The 13,939-nt window shown below is 75.1% G+C and carries 11 protein-coding genes; 3 read left to right on the top strand and 8 right to left on the bottom strand.

The genetic code is table 11. The features are described from left to right. Positions 1–2 precede the first annotated feature (2 nt). The 4 genes from LG632_RS05245 to LG632_RS05260 form a co-directional block, all read right to left on the bottom strand. On the bottom strand, positions 3–1,202 hold the full coding sequence (locus LG632_RS05245; protein ID WP_226725605.1) for an ABC transporter permease: 1,200 nt from the start codon (positions 1,200–1,202) through the stop codon (positions 3–5). Further along, the gene (locus tag LG632_RS05250; RefSeq protein ID WP_226725608.1) at positions 1,199–1,894 is read right to left on the bottom strand and encodes an ABC transporter ATP-binding protein; all 696 of its coding nucleotides are present in this window, start codon (positions 1,892–1,894) and stop codon (positions 1,199–1,201) included. Before LG632_RS05250 ends, LG632_RS05245 begins: the two co-directional genes overlap by 4 nt. A gap of 104 nt (positions 1,895–1,998) precedes the next feature. Continuing rightward, on the bottom strand, positions 1,999–3,117 hold the full coding sequence (locus LG632_RS05255; protein WP_226725609.1) for a peptidoglycan-binding protein: 1,119 nt from the start codon (positions 3,115–3,117) through the stop codon (positions 1,999–2,001). Then, a complete protein-coding gene (locus LG632_RS05260) occupies positions 3,114–3,620 on the bottom strand; it encodes a hypothetical protein (RefSeq protein ID WP_226725611.1) in 507 nt (168 codons plus the stop codon). Before LG632_RS05260 ends, LG632_RS05255 begins: the two co-directional genes overlap by 4 nt. A 212-nt stretch (positions 3,621–3,832) precedes the next feature. On the opposite strand from LG632_RS05260, the gene LG632_RS05265 reads away from it, so the two are divergent. The 3 genes from LG632_RS05265 (at position 3,833) to LG632_RS05275 (ending at position 7,161) form a co-directional block, all read left to right on the top strand. Then, complete coding sequence (locus LG632_RS05265) at positions 3,833–4,498, top strand: response regulator transcription factor (protein WP_226725612.1); 666 nt, start codon at positions 3,833–3,835, stop codon at positions 4,496–4,498. 44 nt (positions 4,499–4,542) lie between these two features. Further along, a complete protein-coding gene (locus LG632_RS05270; protein WP_226725614.1) occupies positions 4,543–5,889 on the top strand; it encodes a sensor histidine kinase in 1,347 nt (448 codons plus the stop codon). A gap of 369 nt (positions 5,890–6,258) precedes the next feature. Continuing rightward, on the top strand, positions 6,259–7,161 hold the full coding sequence (locus LG632_RS05275; protein WP_226725655.1) for a polysaccharide deacetylase family protein: 903 nt from the start codon (positions 6,259–6,261) through the stop codon (positions 7,159–7,161). 42 nt (positions 7,162–7,203) lie between these two features. On the opposite strand, the gene LG632_RS05280 is transcribed toward LG632_RS05275, so the two are convergent. From LG632_RS05280 to LG632_RS05295, 4 genes are all read right to left on the bottom strand, one after another. Continuing rightward, complete coding sequence (locus LG632_RS05280) at positions 7,204–8,439, bottom strand: FAD-dependent oxidoreductase (RefSeq protein ID WP_226725616.1); 1,236 nt, start codon at positions 8,437–8,439, stop codon at positions 7,204–7,206. A gap of 117 nt (positions 8,440–8,556) precedes the next feature. Beyond that, positions 8,557–10,449 (bottom strand): ABC transporter ATP-binding protein, encoded by a 1,893-nt coding sequence (locus LG632_RS05285; protein ID WP_226725618.1) that lies wholly within the window; start codon positions 10,447–10,449, stop codon positions 8,557–8,559. Continuing rightward, positions 10,446–12,284, bottom strand: coding sequence for an ABC transporter transmembrane domain-containing protein (locus tag LG632_RS05290; protein ID WP_226725620.1), 1,839 nt, complete (start codon positions 12,282–12,284; stop codon positions 10,446–10,448). Before LG632_RS05290 ends, LG632_RS05285 begins: the two co-directional genes overlap by 4 nt. Further along, positions 12,281–13,927: an AMP-binding protein gene (locus LG632_RS05295; RefSeq protein ID WP_226725622.1), complete on the bottom strand. Its 1,647-nt coding sequence runs from the start codon at positions 13,925–13,927 to the stop codon at positions 12,281–12,283. The genes LG632_RS05290 and LG632_RS05295 overlap by 4 nt, the downstream gene beginning before the upstream one ends. Positions 13,928–13,939: the final 12 nt, after the last annotated feature.

Genomic DNA, 13,939 nt, shown 5'->3' on the forward strand with positions numbered 1-13,939 from the left:
TGTCACGTCGCCTGGAGGGCCAGGGTCGGGGACAGGCGGGAGGCGCGGACGGCTGGGTAGAGCCCGGCCAGGGTTCCGATCGCCAGGGTGGAGGCGAAGCCTCCGGTGACCGCCCACCAGGGGACCACCCAGGGGAGGTCCCCGATGCGGGCGTAGACCCCGGTGGCGGCGGCGCCGAGGGCGATGCCCGCGAGGCCGCCGAGCCCGGACAGCAGCAGGGACTCGGTGACGAACTGGATGCGGATCTGGCCCCGGGTCGCGCCGAGCGAGCGGCGCAGGCCGATCTCGTGGCGGCGCTCCAGCACCGAGATGATCATCGTGTTGGCCACGCCGACCCCGCCCACCAGCAGGGCGATGCCGCCCAGCCCGAGCAGGAGCGTGCTGAACGCGCCCTCCGTGGCGGCCTTGGCCTGCAGGGCCGCGGACGGGTCCGTGACCGACACCGTGGTCGGGCTCTGCGGGTTGGCCGTCCGCGCGATCAGGGCGCGTACCTGTGCCACCCGGTCGTCCGCCGAGCGTTCGTAGACGGCGGTGGGGTGGCCGTCGAAGGCGAAGAGCTGTTCGGCGGCCTGCCAGCCGATCAGCGCGGAGCGTTCGATCTCGGGGGCGAGCGGCACCGGGTCCAGGATCCCGATGACCGTGAAGTACCGCCCCCCGATGAACACTTGCGCCCCCACGCCGGTGATGCCGAGCCGCTCGGCCGTGACGTGGCCCAGGACCACGGACGGGTAGCGGGAGGTGGCGTCGTTCAGCCAGGTGCCCGTACGCATCCGGGCGCGCAGCACGCCCAGCAGGTCGTCCTTGGCCGCCTTCAGGGCGATGCCGCCGGTCTCCTCCTTGGGGATCCGTTCGGAGCGGCGCACCGCTTCCGGGACGTCGCCCGTGGTGCCCACCGACCGGACCCCTTCGATGCGGGAGATCATCCCGGGGGCCTCCTTGGGCAGTTTGGTGTCCTGACCCGCGAACATCGACTGGCCGGGCGTCACGACCAGCATGTTCGTGCCCAGCTTGTCGAGCTCCTGGAGGAGCTTGGCCTGGCTGGAGGAGGACACGCCGACGACCGCGATCATCGTCGCGATGCCGATGGCGATGCCGAGCGCGGACAGGAACACCCGCATCGGGCGGGAGCGGAGCCCGGCCGAGCCGACGTGCAGGACGTCGCGGGGGCCGAGCCGGGGCGGCCGGAGCCGGGTCGTGCTCATGGCGCCTCCCGCGGGCGCCCCGGCTGCGCGTGCCACTCGTCGGAGACGATCCGCCCGTCCCGGATGCGTACGGAGCGGGGCAGGCTCGCCGCGATCTCCTGGTCGTGGGTGATCACGGCGATGGTGGCGCCGTCGTCGTTCAGTTCGTGGAGCAGTTCCATCACCGAACGCCCGGACGCCGTGTCGAGCGCGCCGGTCGGTTCGTCGGCGAGCAGCAGGTCCGGCTCGCCGGCCACCGCCCGGGCGATCGCCACGCGCTGCTTCTGCCCGCCGGACAGCTCGTGCGGCCGGTGTTCCATCCGGTCGCCGAGGCCTACGCGTTCCAGCGCGGCCGCGGCGCGGCGGCCGCGCTCGGCCCGGGAGAGGCCGCAGTAGAGCAGCCCCTCGGCGACGTTGGCCTGGGCGCTGATGCCCGGGACCAGATGGAACGACTGGAAGACGAAGCCGACATGGCGCGAGCGCAGCGCCGACAACGCCCGGTCGGACAGCGCGGCCACGTCGTGGCCGGCGATGGCGACGCGTCCGGCGGTCGGCCGGTCCAGGGTTCCGACGATGTGCAGCAGGGTGGACTTGCCCGAGCCGGACGGGCCGACGATGGCGAGGAGTTCGCCGTCGAGGACCGTCAGGTCGACTCCGCGCAGGGCCTGGACCCCGCCGGCGTACTCCTTGGTGACCGCGGTCAGTTCGACCACCGGGCGGGCGTACCGGTCGGGTGGGGTGCGCCGGTCACGTGGAGCGCACGGGTCGGGTGGGGTGGGTGGGGTGGGCGGGGTGGGTGAGGGGCGGGGGTGGGTGGTCATGCCGCCGGCACCCCCACCTGCATGCCTTCCTTCAGGGCGTCGCCCTTGACCTCGACCCGGCCCTGACCGAACATGCCGAGTTCCACCGGGACTTCCCGCACGCTGCCGTGCTCGACGACCTGGACGCCGAAGCCGCCGCCGGCGAGCGCGAGCAGGGCGTTGACCGGTACGGAGAGCACGCCCTTGCGGGTCTCGCCGGTCAGCCGGACCGAGACCGGGGACTGGTCGGGGCCCTTGAGCTGTGCGGCGTCGTCCAGCGTCACCGTGACGGGGATCTTGGGCCTGCCGCCTCCCCCGCCGCCCGCTCCCCCGCCGCCGGAGCCGCCGGAGCCGCCGCCCTCGCCGTCCGGGTCGGCCGTGCTGCCGACCGAGTCGATCTTTCCGGTGGCCGTCGCGCCGCCGGGCAGCGTCACGGTCACCGGGTCGCCGGTCCGCGCCGCGCCGGCCTTGGCCGCGTCGAGCTGGAAGCGGACCATCCGCGCGGTGCCGGTCAGCGTGAGGACCGGCTTGCCGGGTCCCGGCTCGTCGCCGACCGGGGTGTCGTTGCGCTGCACCCGCTGCGGGCCGTCGGCGAAGGCGATGTCCTCCTTGCCGACCTCGCCGGTCTCGGGGGTCCTGTGGGCCTTCTGCCAGCGCTTGACGGCGGTCGCCGTGCCCGCCGTGAACGTGCCGTCCTCCGGGTCGAGGCCGGTGCCGTACCCGAGGGCGACGAGGTTCCGTTTGAGCTGCTTGACGTCCTCGCCCTTGTCCCCGGTCTTCAGCTGCCGGTACATCGGCGTCGTCCCGTACATCAGGCGGACGGCCCGGCCGCCCACCTCGTAGAGCTTGCCGTCCCGCTCGACGGCCGTGCCCGGGTTCGCCGCCCACGTCACGATGCCCGGGCCGCCGGCGTTCAGCTTGCGCTCCTGGGCGTAGCCGAGGGTGCCCTCGACGGTGAGGCCCGAGCTGAGATCGCCGCGGCGGACCGGCTCGGTCCGGCGGGGCAGGCCGTCGGTGGCGCGGTCCTGCTCGGCCGCCGTGTCCGCGCGGGGCTGGGCGGTCACGGCGTAGCCGCCGCCGGCGGCGGCGACGACGACGGCGAGCGAGCCGAGCAGCCACTTGCCGCGGCGGTTCACGCGGCCTGGCACTTCTTCTGGGCCTCCTCGAAGGCCTGCTCCTGCCCCTCGGGGATCTTGGTGGCGCCCATGGCGTTCCCCTTGAAGTCGGGGTCGGGAATGTTCACGCCGTGGTCGCGCATGCACTTGGCCCACTTCAGGGCCTTGTCCTTCTGCTCCTGCGGCATGTCGCCGGTGCCCGGGGCCTGCATGCCGCACGCCTCGAAGGCCTTCTTCAGGGCCTCCGGGTCCTCACTGCCGGTGCCGAGGGTCATGCCGCGCGGGTCCTGGCCGGGCTGGGGGTCGGGGGCATCTATGCCGTGCTCGCGCAGGCACTTGCGGACCTGGAGGGCCTTGTCCGCGTCCTGGCCGGTGGTGCCGTTCGAGCCGCCGCCCGTGCCGGAGGCGCCGGCGTTCGCCTGGGACGAGTCGTTCTTGCTGCCGCCGCCGGAGGAGCCCGCGCCGCCGCCGGTGCAGGCGGTGACGAGGAGGGCCAGGCCGGTGACGACCGCGGCCGCGGTCATGGTCAGGGTCCTGGTCCTGGTCGGGATCGACGTCGAGACCGACGCGGTCGAGGGCGCGGTCGCGGTCGAAGGCGAGGAAGCGGGAGGAGTGGAGGTCGCGGGAGAGGTCGTGGATCGATTCATGGGGCGGAGCATGCCGGGGAGGGCGGTTTCGCTTCCTTCACCGATCATGTTTACGACGAGGAAATACGATGGTCGAGTAGAGAGGACCCATGCGAGTTCTGGTGGTGGAGGACGAGGAGTTCCTCCGGGAGATGATCGCCGAGGGGCTGCGCCGTGACGCGCTGGCCGTCGACGAGGCGGGCGACGGCCTGGAGGCCCTCAACCGCCTGCGGCTGGGCGAGTACGACGTGCTCGTCCTGGACCGCGATCTGCCAGGACTGCACGGGGACGAGGTCTGCCGCCAGATCGTGCGCGAGCGGCTGCTGACGCGGGTGCTGATGCTGACCGCCTCGGGGACCGTACGCGACCGGGTCGAGGGCCTGGGCCTGGGCGCCGACGACTATCTGACCAAGCCGTTCTCGTACGACGAGCTGCTGGCGCGGGTGCTGGCGCTGGGGCGGCGGGCGCATCCGGCGCTGCCACCGGTGCTGGAGCGGTGCGGGGTCGCCGTGGACACGGCGCGGCGGACGGCGACGCGGGACGGGCGGCGGCTCGCGCTGTCGCGGAAGGAGTTCGCGGTGCTGGAGGCGCTGCTGCGGGCGGAGGGGGCCGTGCTGGGCAACGACGACCTGATCGAGCAGGTGTGGGAGCAGGACACGTCGTACCGCACGAACGCCGTCCGGGTGACGCTCAGCAAGCTGCGCGCGAAGCTGGGTGAGCCGCAGCTGATCGAGACGGTGCCGGGGGCGGGCTACCGGATCGCCGATCCGCGATGAGAGCAGTGTTCCGATTCCGGTCCGGTGGTCGCGCCGGGAGAGCGGTGTTCCGTTCCGAGCGCGCCCGTCTCACCGCGCTGTACGGTTCCCTCCTCGTCCTCGCGGGCGGCGGTCTGATCACCCTGGTCAACGTCCTGCTGCGGGGCGGGCTGTACGCCCGTATCAGCGGCGCCGTCACCACGGCGGTGCCCCGCAGCGAGTACGAGAAGGCCCTGGTCCGGGGCGACACGTCGCCCGTGCCGCCGGTGCCGGCGCAGTCGGGGCCGGCCGAGGCGGTGCCGGCGCAGTCGCTGCCCCCCGGCCGGACGCCCGGCCCGGAGCAGCTCCAGCAGTACGCGGTGACCCGCAACCTCTCCACCGCCGTCGAGCAGGCCACCCTGCACGAGCTCCTGCTCGTCTCCCTCGTCGCCCTCGCCGTCTTCGCCGTGCTCTCGATCTGGCTCGCGTGGTGGATGGCGGGCCGCGTGCTGCGCCCCGTCGGCGTCATCACCGAGACGGCACGCCGCCTGTCCGGCGCGAACCTCCACGAGCGGATCGGGCTCCAGGCCCCGCCGGGCGAGCTCAAGCGGCTGGCCGACACCTTCGACGGGATGCTCGACCGGATGGAGAGCCTGGTCGGCGCGCAGCGGCGGTTCGCGGCCAACGCCGCCCATGAGCTGCGCACGCCGCTGGCCGTCCAGCGGGCGGCGGCCGAGATCGGGCTGTCCGGGGATCCGTCGCCCGCGAAGGTGGCCAGGATCCGCGAGCGGCTGATCGGCATCGCGGACTCCAGCGAGCACCTCATCGAGTCCCTGCTCCTGCTCGCGGTGTCGGAGGAGGGCCTGGAATCCACCGAGCGGGTCGACCTCGCGGCCCTGACGGAGGCGGCCCTGACGGCCCTCACCCAGGAGGGCGAGGGCACCGGCTCGGGCGCGGGCACCGGCCCGGGCGCGGGCGCCGGCCCGGGCGCGGGCGCCGGCTCGGGCGCGGGCACCGGCTCGGGCGTGGTGGCCGGGGCGGGGCTCGGCGGGTTGGTGGTGGAGGCGGAGTTCGCGCCGCTCGTCGTGGAGGGGGACCGGGCGTTGCTGGGGCATCTCGTGCGCAATCTGCTGGGCAATGCCGTGCGTCACAACCGCCCGGGCGGGCGCATCGAGGTGTCCACGGCGGGCACCGGTTCGGGCGGGGTGCTGACCGTGTCCAACACCGGCCCGGTGATCGATCCTGAGGACGTGCCCCGGCTGCTGGAGCCGTTCCGGCGGCGGGCCGAGCGCCGCCACACGGCGGGCGAGGGCGCCGGGCTCGGGCTCTCCCTCGTCGCCTCGATCGCCCGTGCCCACGGGGCCCGCCTCGACGCGGAGGCGAACCCGGCGCCGGGCGGGGGCCTGACGATGCGGGTGCATTTCGCGCGGTGAGCGGGGCCGCGGAGTGAGCGGGCCGTCAGGGGACGGGCGGGCTGTGAGGAGTCCCACCCTCCCTTGACCCGGCGAGGAAGGCCTCCCTAGCGTCGTCGGAGGGGTCGGGACCTCTCGGTACGGCCCGGACGGTCGGGCCGATCCCGCCGGTCGCACCGTCCCGTCCGTCGGGCTGTCCCGTCGGTCGGCCCATCCGTCTGTCGAGCCGATCCCGTCGTCCGGGCCCGTCCCATCCGGCGGGCCGGTCGGGACCGGGTGGCGTATCGGCCGTTCGGGGGAAAAGGGGGGCCGACCGCCGGTCCCCGGCCTGGACCGGTACCGCAGGCGCGGTCGGGGGGCCGAACGCGAAGGAAGAACGAGAACGTGTCCATGGGCATGACCAGCCATTCCGTACGCCGTCGACGGGCGGCCACCGCCACGGCCACCGCCGTCGCGGCCCTCCTCTCGGTGGCCGCGGCGCCGGCGCTCGCCGCGCCTCCCCTCGCCGGACCGGCCTCGCCGGCGCCCACCGCGCCGGCACCGACCGCCGCAGGACCGGCCTCCCCCGCCCCCGCTCGCTCCGCCCCGGCCGCCTCCGGTCGCGACGCCTCCGGCGGCGACACCTCCGCCGCCGGCTCCGGCCTCGCCGCGTCCTCCGGTGCGGCGCCCGGCGCCCCGCTCGTTCCCCCGGGCATCTCGCGGCTGGCCCAGGGCTCCGGCCGAGGCGTCGCGATCACGATCGACGACGGCCCGGACCCGGTCTGGACCCCGCAGGTCCTGCAGGTGCTGCGGGAGAACCACGTCAAGGCGACGTTCTGCTTGGTCGGCACCCGTGCGCAGGCGTACCCGGAGCTGGTGCGCCGGATCGCCGCCGACGGGCACCAGCTGTGCGACCACTCCGTCGACCACGACGTGACCATGGACCACAAGCCGGTCGCCTACCAGAGCCAGCAGATCCTCGACGGCAAAGCCATGATCGAGAAGGCCGTGCCGGGCGTCGCCGTCACCTACTACCGTGCGCCGGGCGGCGCCTTCACCCCCGCCAGCCGCGCGATCGCCGCGGCGCACGGCATGCGGCCGCTGGGCTGGAGCGTGGACCCCAAGGACTGGAGCCGCCCGGGCCTGGACGCCATCCTCTCCGCCGTCGAGACCGAGCTGCCCGAACGCCCGACGGTCCTCTTCCACGACGGCGGCGGCGACCGCAGCCAGACCGTCGCCGCGCTGAAGCGGTACCTCCCGTGGCTCACCGCCCAGGGCTACGCGTTCACGTTCCCGGCGCGCACCACGCCCTGACGGCCCGCGCCGGCCGCGCGACCGCCGCCGCCTGCTCCTCGTTCAGCGCAGCGATTCCTTCGGCGGGCGCTCGCGCAAGGCGCCGTACGCGATGAAGTACGCGGGGACCCGGTTCAGCCAGCGCGAGTCGGTGACCAGTTCGGTCATCCGCTTCGCCCGCCGGGGGTGGCCGAACGCCGGGCGGCCGGCCAGCAGCGGCTCGATGACCTGGGCGTGCGCGAGGCGCTGCAGCCCCTGGGTGGCCACGGTCGTGGGCCAGCGGCGGTACTGCACGCGGCGTACGTCCTGCAGACCCACCGAGCCCTCGCGCAGCGGCCGTACGAGGTGCCGGGCGGCGGCCACGGCGTCCTGCACGGCGAGGTTGATGCCGATGCCGAAGACCGGTGACATGGCGTGGGCGGCGTCGCCGATGCACAGCAGTCCGGGGCGGTGCCAGCGGCGCAGCCGGTCCAGACGTACGTCGAGCAGCTTCACGTCGTCCCAGGTGGTGAGGGCGTCGACGCGGTCGGACAGCCACGGGGCGGCCTCGGTGAACTGCGCCATGAAACGGTCGAGGCCCTGGGCGCGGCGCTCGGCGTCGGTGCCCTTCGGGATGAGCGCCGCGCACTGCCAGTAGTCGCCGCGGTCGATCAGGGCGGTGAAGAACCGCTCTCCCAGGCCGCCCACGAGCCCGCTGGGGTCGTCCTCCTCGCGCGGCAGCCGGAACCACCAGGCGTCCATGGGGCACGGGAAGCCTTCCAGCCCGAGCTCGGGCAGGTCCCTGGCGAGCGAGCCGCGGCCGTCGCAGGCCACGGTCAAGGTGGCCCGCAGCTCGCCGGTGACGCCGTCCGCGGTGCGGTAGCGCACGCCCGTGACGCGGCCGTTCTCCTTCAGGAAGGAGGTCGCCTCGGTGTCCATGCGCAGGTGGAACGACGGTTCGCGGGCGGCTTCGTCCGCGAGGAGGTCGAGCAGGTCCCACTGGGGCACCATCGCGATGTAGTTGTACTTCCCGCGCAGCGCCCCGATGTTGCCGATCGTGACGAGGGAACGGTCCTCGCCGAGCGGCAGTTGGACCGCGGTCACGTGCCGCTGCGGCAGCCGGGCGAAGCGTTCGGCCAGTCCGATGTCGTCCAGCAGCGACAGGGTCGAGGGGTGCACGGTGTCACCGCGGAAGTCGCGCAGGAAGTCGCCGTGCTTCTCCAGGACGGTCACCTCCACGCCGGCCCGGGCCAGCAACAGGGCCAGGACCATCCCGGCGGGCCCGCCCCCGACGACGCAGCAGGTCGTACGTTGTTCCACGCCAACCACTCCCTTCCACTCCCTTCCACCGCTTCCGCGGGCACCGGGTGAGCCCACAGGGTGTATATCGCAGCCATGGCCCGGCGGGGTGGCAACGGCGGCGACGCGCCCCGGTCGTCATACGTTCGACGACGCCCGCCCCTGCGGCCCGCCGCAGCCTTCGCTCGTGCGGGCCGCGTCCCAGGAGTGCCACAGGGCCGCGTAGGCACCGTCGGCCGCGAGGAGTTCGTCGTGGCTGCCCAGTTCGACGATCCGGCCGGCGTCCATGACGGCGATCCGGTCGGCGTCGCGTACGGAGTCCAGGCGGTGCACGATCGAGACGACCGTGCGGCCCTCGATCAGGGCCGCCAGCGAGCGTTCGACGCGGCGCGAGGCGGTGGAGTCCAGCAGGGCCGTGGCCTCGTCCAGGACCAGCGCGTGCGGGTCGGACAACAGCAGCCGGGCCAAGGCCAGTTGCTGGGCGTGGGAGGGGGACACGGGGGCCGCGCCCGGGCCGATCTCGGTGTCCAGGCCGTCGGGCAGGGACCGCGCCCAGTCGGCGAGGAGCACGGTCTCCAGCGCCTGCCACAGGCGGGCGTCGGCCGTGGTGCCTTCGGCGGCGTCGGCGTGGTGGCCCTCGGTGGCCAGGGTCAGGTTGTCCCGTACGGTGCCGGCGAACACGTGCTGTTCCTGCGTGACGAGGACGATCTCGCGCCGCAGCTGCCCGACCGGCAGCGTGGTGACGTCGGCGCCGCCGATCCGGACGGTCCCGCGGGTGGCGTGGTGCACGCCGGCGAGCAGCTTGCCGAGGGTGGACTTGCCCGCGCCGGAGGCGCCGACGACCACCAGGCGTTCGCCCGGGGCGATGTCGAGGTCGATGCCGCTGAGCACCTCGCGGTCGGGTCCGTAGCCGAAGCCGACCCCTTCCAGGCGGAGGGCGTGGCCGTCGAGCGGCGCGGGGGGCCGCGGCTCCTCACGCGGCAGCCGTTCGACACCGAGGATCCGGCGCAGGGCGGCGTTGCCGATCTGGAGTTCGTCGGTCCAGGTCAGCAGGTCGTTGAGGGGCTCGCCCAGGGCCTGGACGTAGAGGACCACGGCGGTCAGCTCGGCCAGCCCCACCTGGCCCCGCTGGTAGGCGAGTCCGCCGATGAGCAGGGTGAGCGCCATCGGGACCATGGTCGCGAGGTCCAGGCTGGGGAACCAGATGGTCTGCAGCCAGGTGGTGCGCTGCCGGGTCCGGACGACCTGGTCGACGGCGGCTCCGTGCCGCCGGACCTGGCGGGGGCCTAGGCCGAGGGCCTCGACGGTGGCGGCGCCGCGGGTGGTCTCGTGGGTGACGGCCAGGACATCGGCCTCCTGCGCGAGCAGGCGCTCGTACGCCCGGGTGGCGCGCGGCCGGTACCACCACGTGGACAGGACGGCGAACGGTACGCCGGCCAGCAGGCCGAGGGCGAGCAGCGGCGAGGCGAGCAGGATCGCGGCGAAGGTGAACACCAGGGTTACGGCGGCCAGCGCGATCCGGGGGACGGCCTGCCGGATGCTCTCGTTGAGCCGGTCGGCGTCGGTGGTGGCGCGGCTGAGCAGGTCGCCGGTACCGACGGCCTCCACCTCGGACAGGGGCAGGCCGAGGACCCGGCGGACGAAGTCCTCGCGGGTGCGGGCGAGGACGCGCTCGCCGAGCAGGGTGGCCTGGGTGCGGGCGGCACGGGCGAACAGGGCGTGGGCGACCAGGACGGCCACGAAGGTCAGGGCGAGCAGGTCGACCCGTCCGGTGGTGGTCCCGTTCTTGATCGATTCGACCAGGTGGCCGAGCAGCCGGGGGCCGACCAGTCCCGCCACCAGGGCGGCGGCGAACAGGCCGAAGGTGAGCGTCAGCCGACCGGCCTCGGCCCGGACGAAGGCGCCGGTCCAGGCGCGGACCTCCGCGCGGTCGGCCAGGGGCAGGCGACCGGCGGCGGGCGGGCCGGCGGGAGCGGAGGCCGGGGCGGTGTCCGCGCCCGCCACCGGAGCCTGGGTGGGGGTGGTGGTCATGAGGACACTCCTGCGGAACGGTCGGGGCGGCCGGTGCGGTCCGCGCGGTCCGTGCGGTCCGCGCGGTCGGTGCGGGACGTGCCGTCCGTCGGTTCCGCCTGGTCCCTGCGGTCCGCGCCGGCCATGCGGTCCACGCCGGCCGTTGGTTGCGTCCGGTCCGCGCCGCCGGGGAGGGCGGCCGCGTCGAGGTGGAGCGTGCGGTCGGCGGCGCCGCGCCACAGCGGGCTGTCGGTGAGGACCACGGTGGTCCGGCCCGCGCGCAGCGCGGCGACCCGGTCGACGATGCGGGCCTCGGTGTGGGCGTCGACGGAGGCGGTGGGGTCCTCCAGGACCAGCACGTCGGGCGCCGCGAGCAGGGCGCGGGCGAGGACCAGCCGCTGCCGCTGGCCGCCGGACAGCGCCCGGCCGCCCTCGTCCAGCCAGGCGTCCGCGCCACCGGGCAGCGACGCCACGACGTCGGTGGCGTCGGCCGCGAACAGGGCCCGGGCCAGGGCCTCCCGGGACCGGGCGGACCCGGCGGTCAGTTCCTCGCGGACGGTGCCGCTGAAAAGGGTGTCGGCGGGTCCGGAACGCAGCACCCGGGCCGACAGCTCCTCGGGGGCCGCCCGGTCGAGGGGTACGCCGCCCAGCCGGACGGCGGAGGGTCCGGTGCCGGCTCCGGCGTCGGCACCAGGGCGGGTGAGCCGGTCGGCGAGGTCGCCGATCCGGTCGGCGGGTGCGGTGACCACGGTGAGGCGGCCGGCCTCGGCGGTGATGCCGGTCTCGGCGTCGGTCAGGGCGAGGGCGCCGGCCGGGAGGGGTTCGGGGTGGGCGGGGCGCACGGTGTCGGGGGCCAGCCGCAGCAGGGTGCAGACCCGGCCGGCGGCGACCTTGGCGAGGCTGAGGGTCTCGGCGGCCTCGGTGGCGGTGCTCACAGGCAGGGTGAGGAAGGCGGAGGCGCCGTAGAACGCGACGAGTTCACCGGCGGTGATGGTGCCGTTCAGCGCGAGGCGGGCGCCGAGCCAGACGATGCCGACGGTGACGAGGCCCGGCAGGAAGACCCCGGCCGCCTGGAGCCAGGCCTCCATCCGCCCGGCCGACTCGCCGGCCCGGCGGACCTGCTGGCTGGTGCGTCGGAATCGTTCGGCGAAGGCGGCCTCGCCGCCGATGCCGCGCAGGATGCGCAGCCCGGCCACGATGTCACCGGCCTGGGAGGTGGCGACGCCCATCAACTCGCGCTGGGCCTCGTCGCGTTCCTGGAGGGGCCGCAGCAGCGGGCCGATGCTGAGGACGGCGGCCGGGACGCCGACGAGCACGGCGAGTCCGAGGACGGGTGAGGTGACGGTGAGGGCGACGGCCACCAGTACGGCGGCGACGACCGCCCCGACGGTACGGCCGATCACCTCGAAGGCGTTGCCGATGCTCTCCACGTCGGCCGCGGCGGAGGCGGCCACGTCACCGGACCGGGCCTTGCCGCGCAGCGCGGCACCGAGCCGCACCACCTGGCGCATCAGCACCCGGTGCGTGGTGGACAGGGCATGGGCCTCGGCGCCGACGGCGGCCTGGATCAGGCCGGCGCCGGCGAGGGCCTGGAGGGCGCCGAGCCCGAGGGCGAGCAGCGACCACAGGTAGAGGCCGCCCTGCCCGCCGCCCTGCCCGGCCGCGTCGACGGCCCGGCCGATGACCAGGGGGATCAGCGCGAGCGGGATCATCCAGAGCACGCCGAGGGCGGCGGCCAGCACCAGGGGCCAGGGGCGGATCCGCGCCAGCCACCACAGGTAGGCCCAGGGCCCGCGGGCGTCCGCCTCGGGGACGGCGGCGGGGGCGACGGAGGGGTCGAAGAGCCGGTTGGTCACAGGTACCGGTCCAGGGTGGCGGCGCGGTCCACCTTGCCGGTGCGGGTGTGCACCAGCTCGGGTACGGCGACGATCCGGTCGGGGACGAGGGGGCCGGGGACGGTCGCGCGCAGCCGCTCGCGCAGCGCCGCGGCGGCCTCGTGCGCCCCGGCCGCTCCGTGCGCCCCGGCCGCTCCGTGCGCCGCGGTGACCGGGGGCGCCCCGGCCGCTTCCTGCGCCGCGGCGACCACCGGCGTCCCGGTCGCCTCGTGCGCGCCGGCCGCTTCCGGCCCGTCCGGTGCGAGGACCACGAAGGCGACCAGGGCAGTGTGTTCGCCCTTCGTGTGCCCGGCCGCTGCGACGGCCGTCACCCCGGGGAGCTGGCCGAGGGCCCCCTCGACGTCGAGGAGGTCCACGCGGTGGCCGCGGATCTTGACCTGGTGGTCGATCCGGCCGTGGAAGTACAGCGTCCCGTCGGCGGCCTCGGTGACGAGGTCTCCGGTGCTGTACCACCGGTCGGCGCCGCCGTCCGGACCGGCGCCGAACCGGGCGGCGGTCAGCTCCGGCGCGTCGACGTACCCGAGGGCCAACTGCGGCCCTGAGACGAGCAGTTCACCGGGACCGGGCGGGGCGTCCAGGCCTTCCGGGCCGTCCGGCTGCCTGGCCCCGGCCGCCACGCGCTGCCGTACGGAGGGCAGCGGGCGGCCGATCGGCACCCCGTCCGGGAAGGCCTCGGGCGCGCCCGGCCCGGCGAGGACCGCGCTGTGGGTGACGAGCGCGGTCTCGGTGGACCCGTAGGTGTTGAGCAGGACCACGTCGTCGGCGCCGAGCCGGCGCCAGCGCTCCAGCATGTCCGGGCGGACCGCCTCGCCGCCGACGACGACGGTCCCGACGGAGCGCGGCAGGGACCGGCCGGTGTCCAGCAGGTGTCCGGTCCACAGGTGCCAGTAGTCGACGGGGAGGTTGACGAGGGTGACCTCGTGGTCGGTCAGGACCCGGTCGAGTTCGGCCTCGCTGTCCTCGTCGATGACGACGAGGCCGCCGGCGAGCAGGACCGGCAGGATCTCCTCCAGGCTGGTGTCGCCGTCGATCCGGTGGAAGTTGAGGGCGACGGTGCCCGGTCCGACTCCGTACTCCCGCCGCAGGTGCGGCAGGACGGCGTGCAGCGCGCCGTGCGGGACCGCGGCCGCCTTGGGTGCTCCGGTGGAGCCGGAGGTGAACAGCACGTAGGCCGGGTCCGCGGCGCGCACGGGTTCGCCGGACTCCCGCAACGGGCCTTGGGCGAGGCGCCAGTTGGGCCGTAGCACGCGGTCGACGGCGGGCAGGTCGCCGGTCCCGGCGGTGGCGACCAGTTCGCGGCAGCCGAGCCGGCGCAGGGCCGCGGCGGCGTGCCCGGTCGGCCCGTCGGTGACGGGGACGAAGCTGCGGCCGGCGGCGAGGATGCCGAGGACGGCCGCGATGTCGCGGACGCCGTGGTGGGCGTGGACGGCCACCGGCGGCTGCCGGTCGGCGGGCGCGCGGGTGGCGACCAGGTCGGCCACCGCCCCTGCCCAGCCGGCGAGTTGGCCGTAGCCGACGGTCACTCCGTTGTCGACGACCGCGGGCCGGTCCGGGTCCGTGCGGGCGAGGGCGAAGAAGGGGTCGAGCAGGCTGGGCAGGGTCATGGCAGGAGTTCC

Origin of the sequence: Streptomyces antimicrobicus, assembly GCF_020532625.1 — a bacterium.
GTDB classification, from domain to species: domain Bacteria; phylum Actinomycetota; class Actinomycetes; order Streptomycetales; family Streptomycetaceae; genus Streptomyces; species Streptomyces antimicrobicus.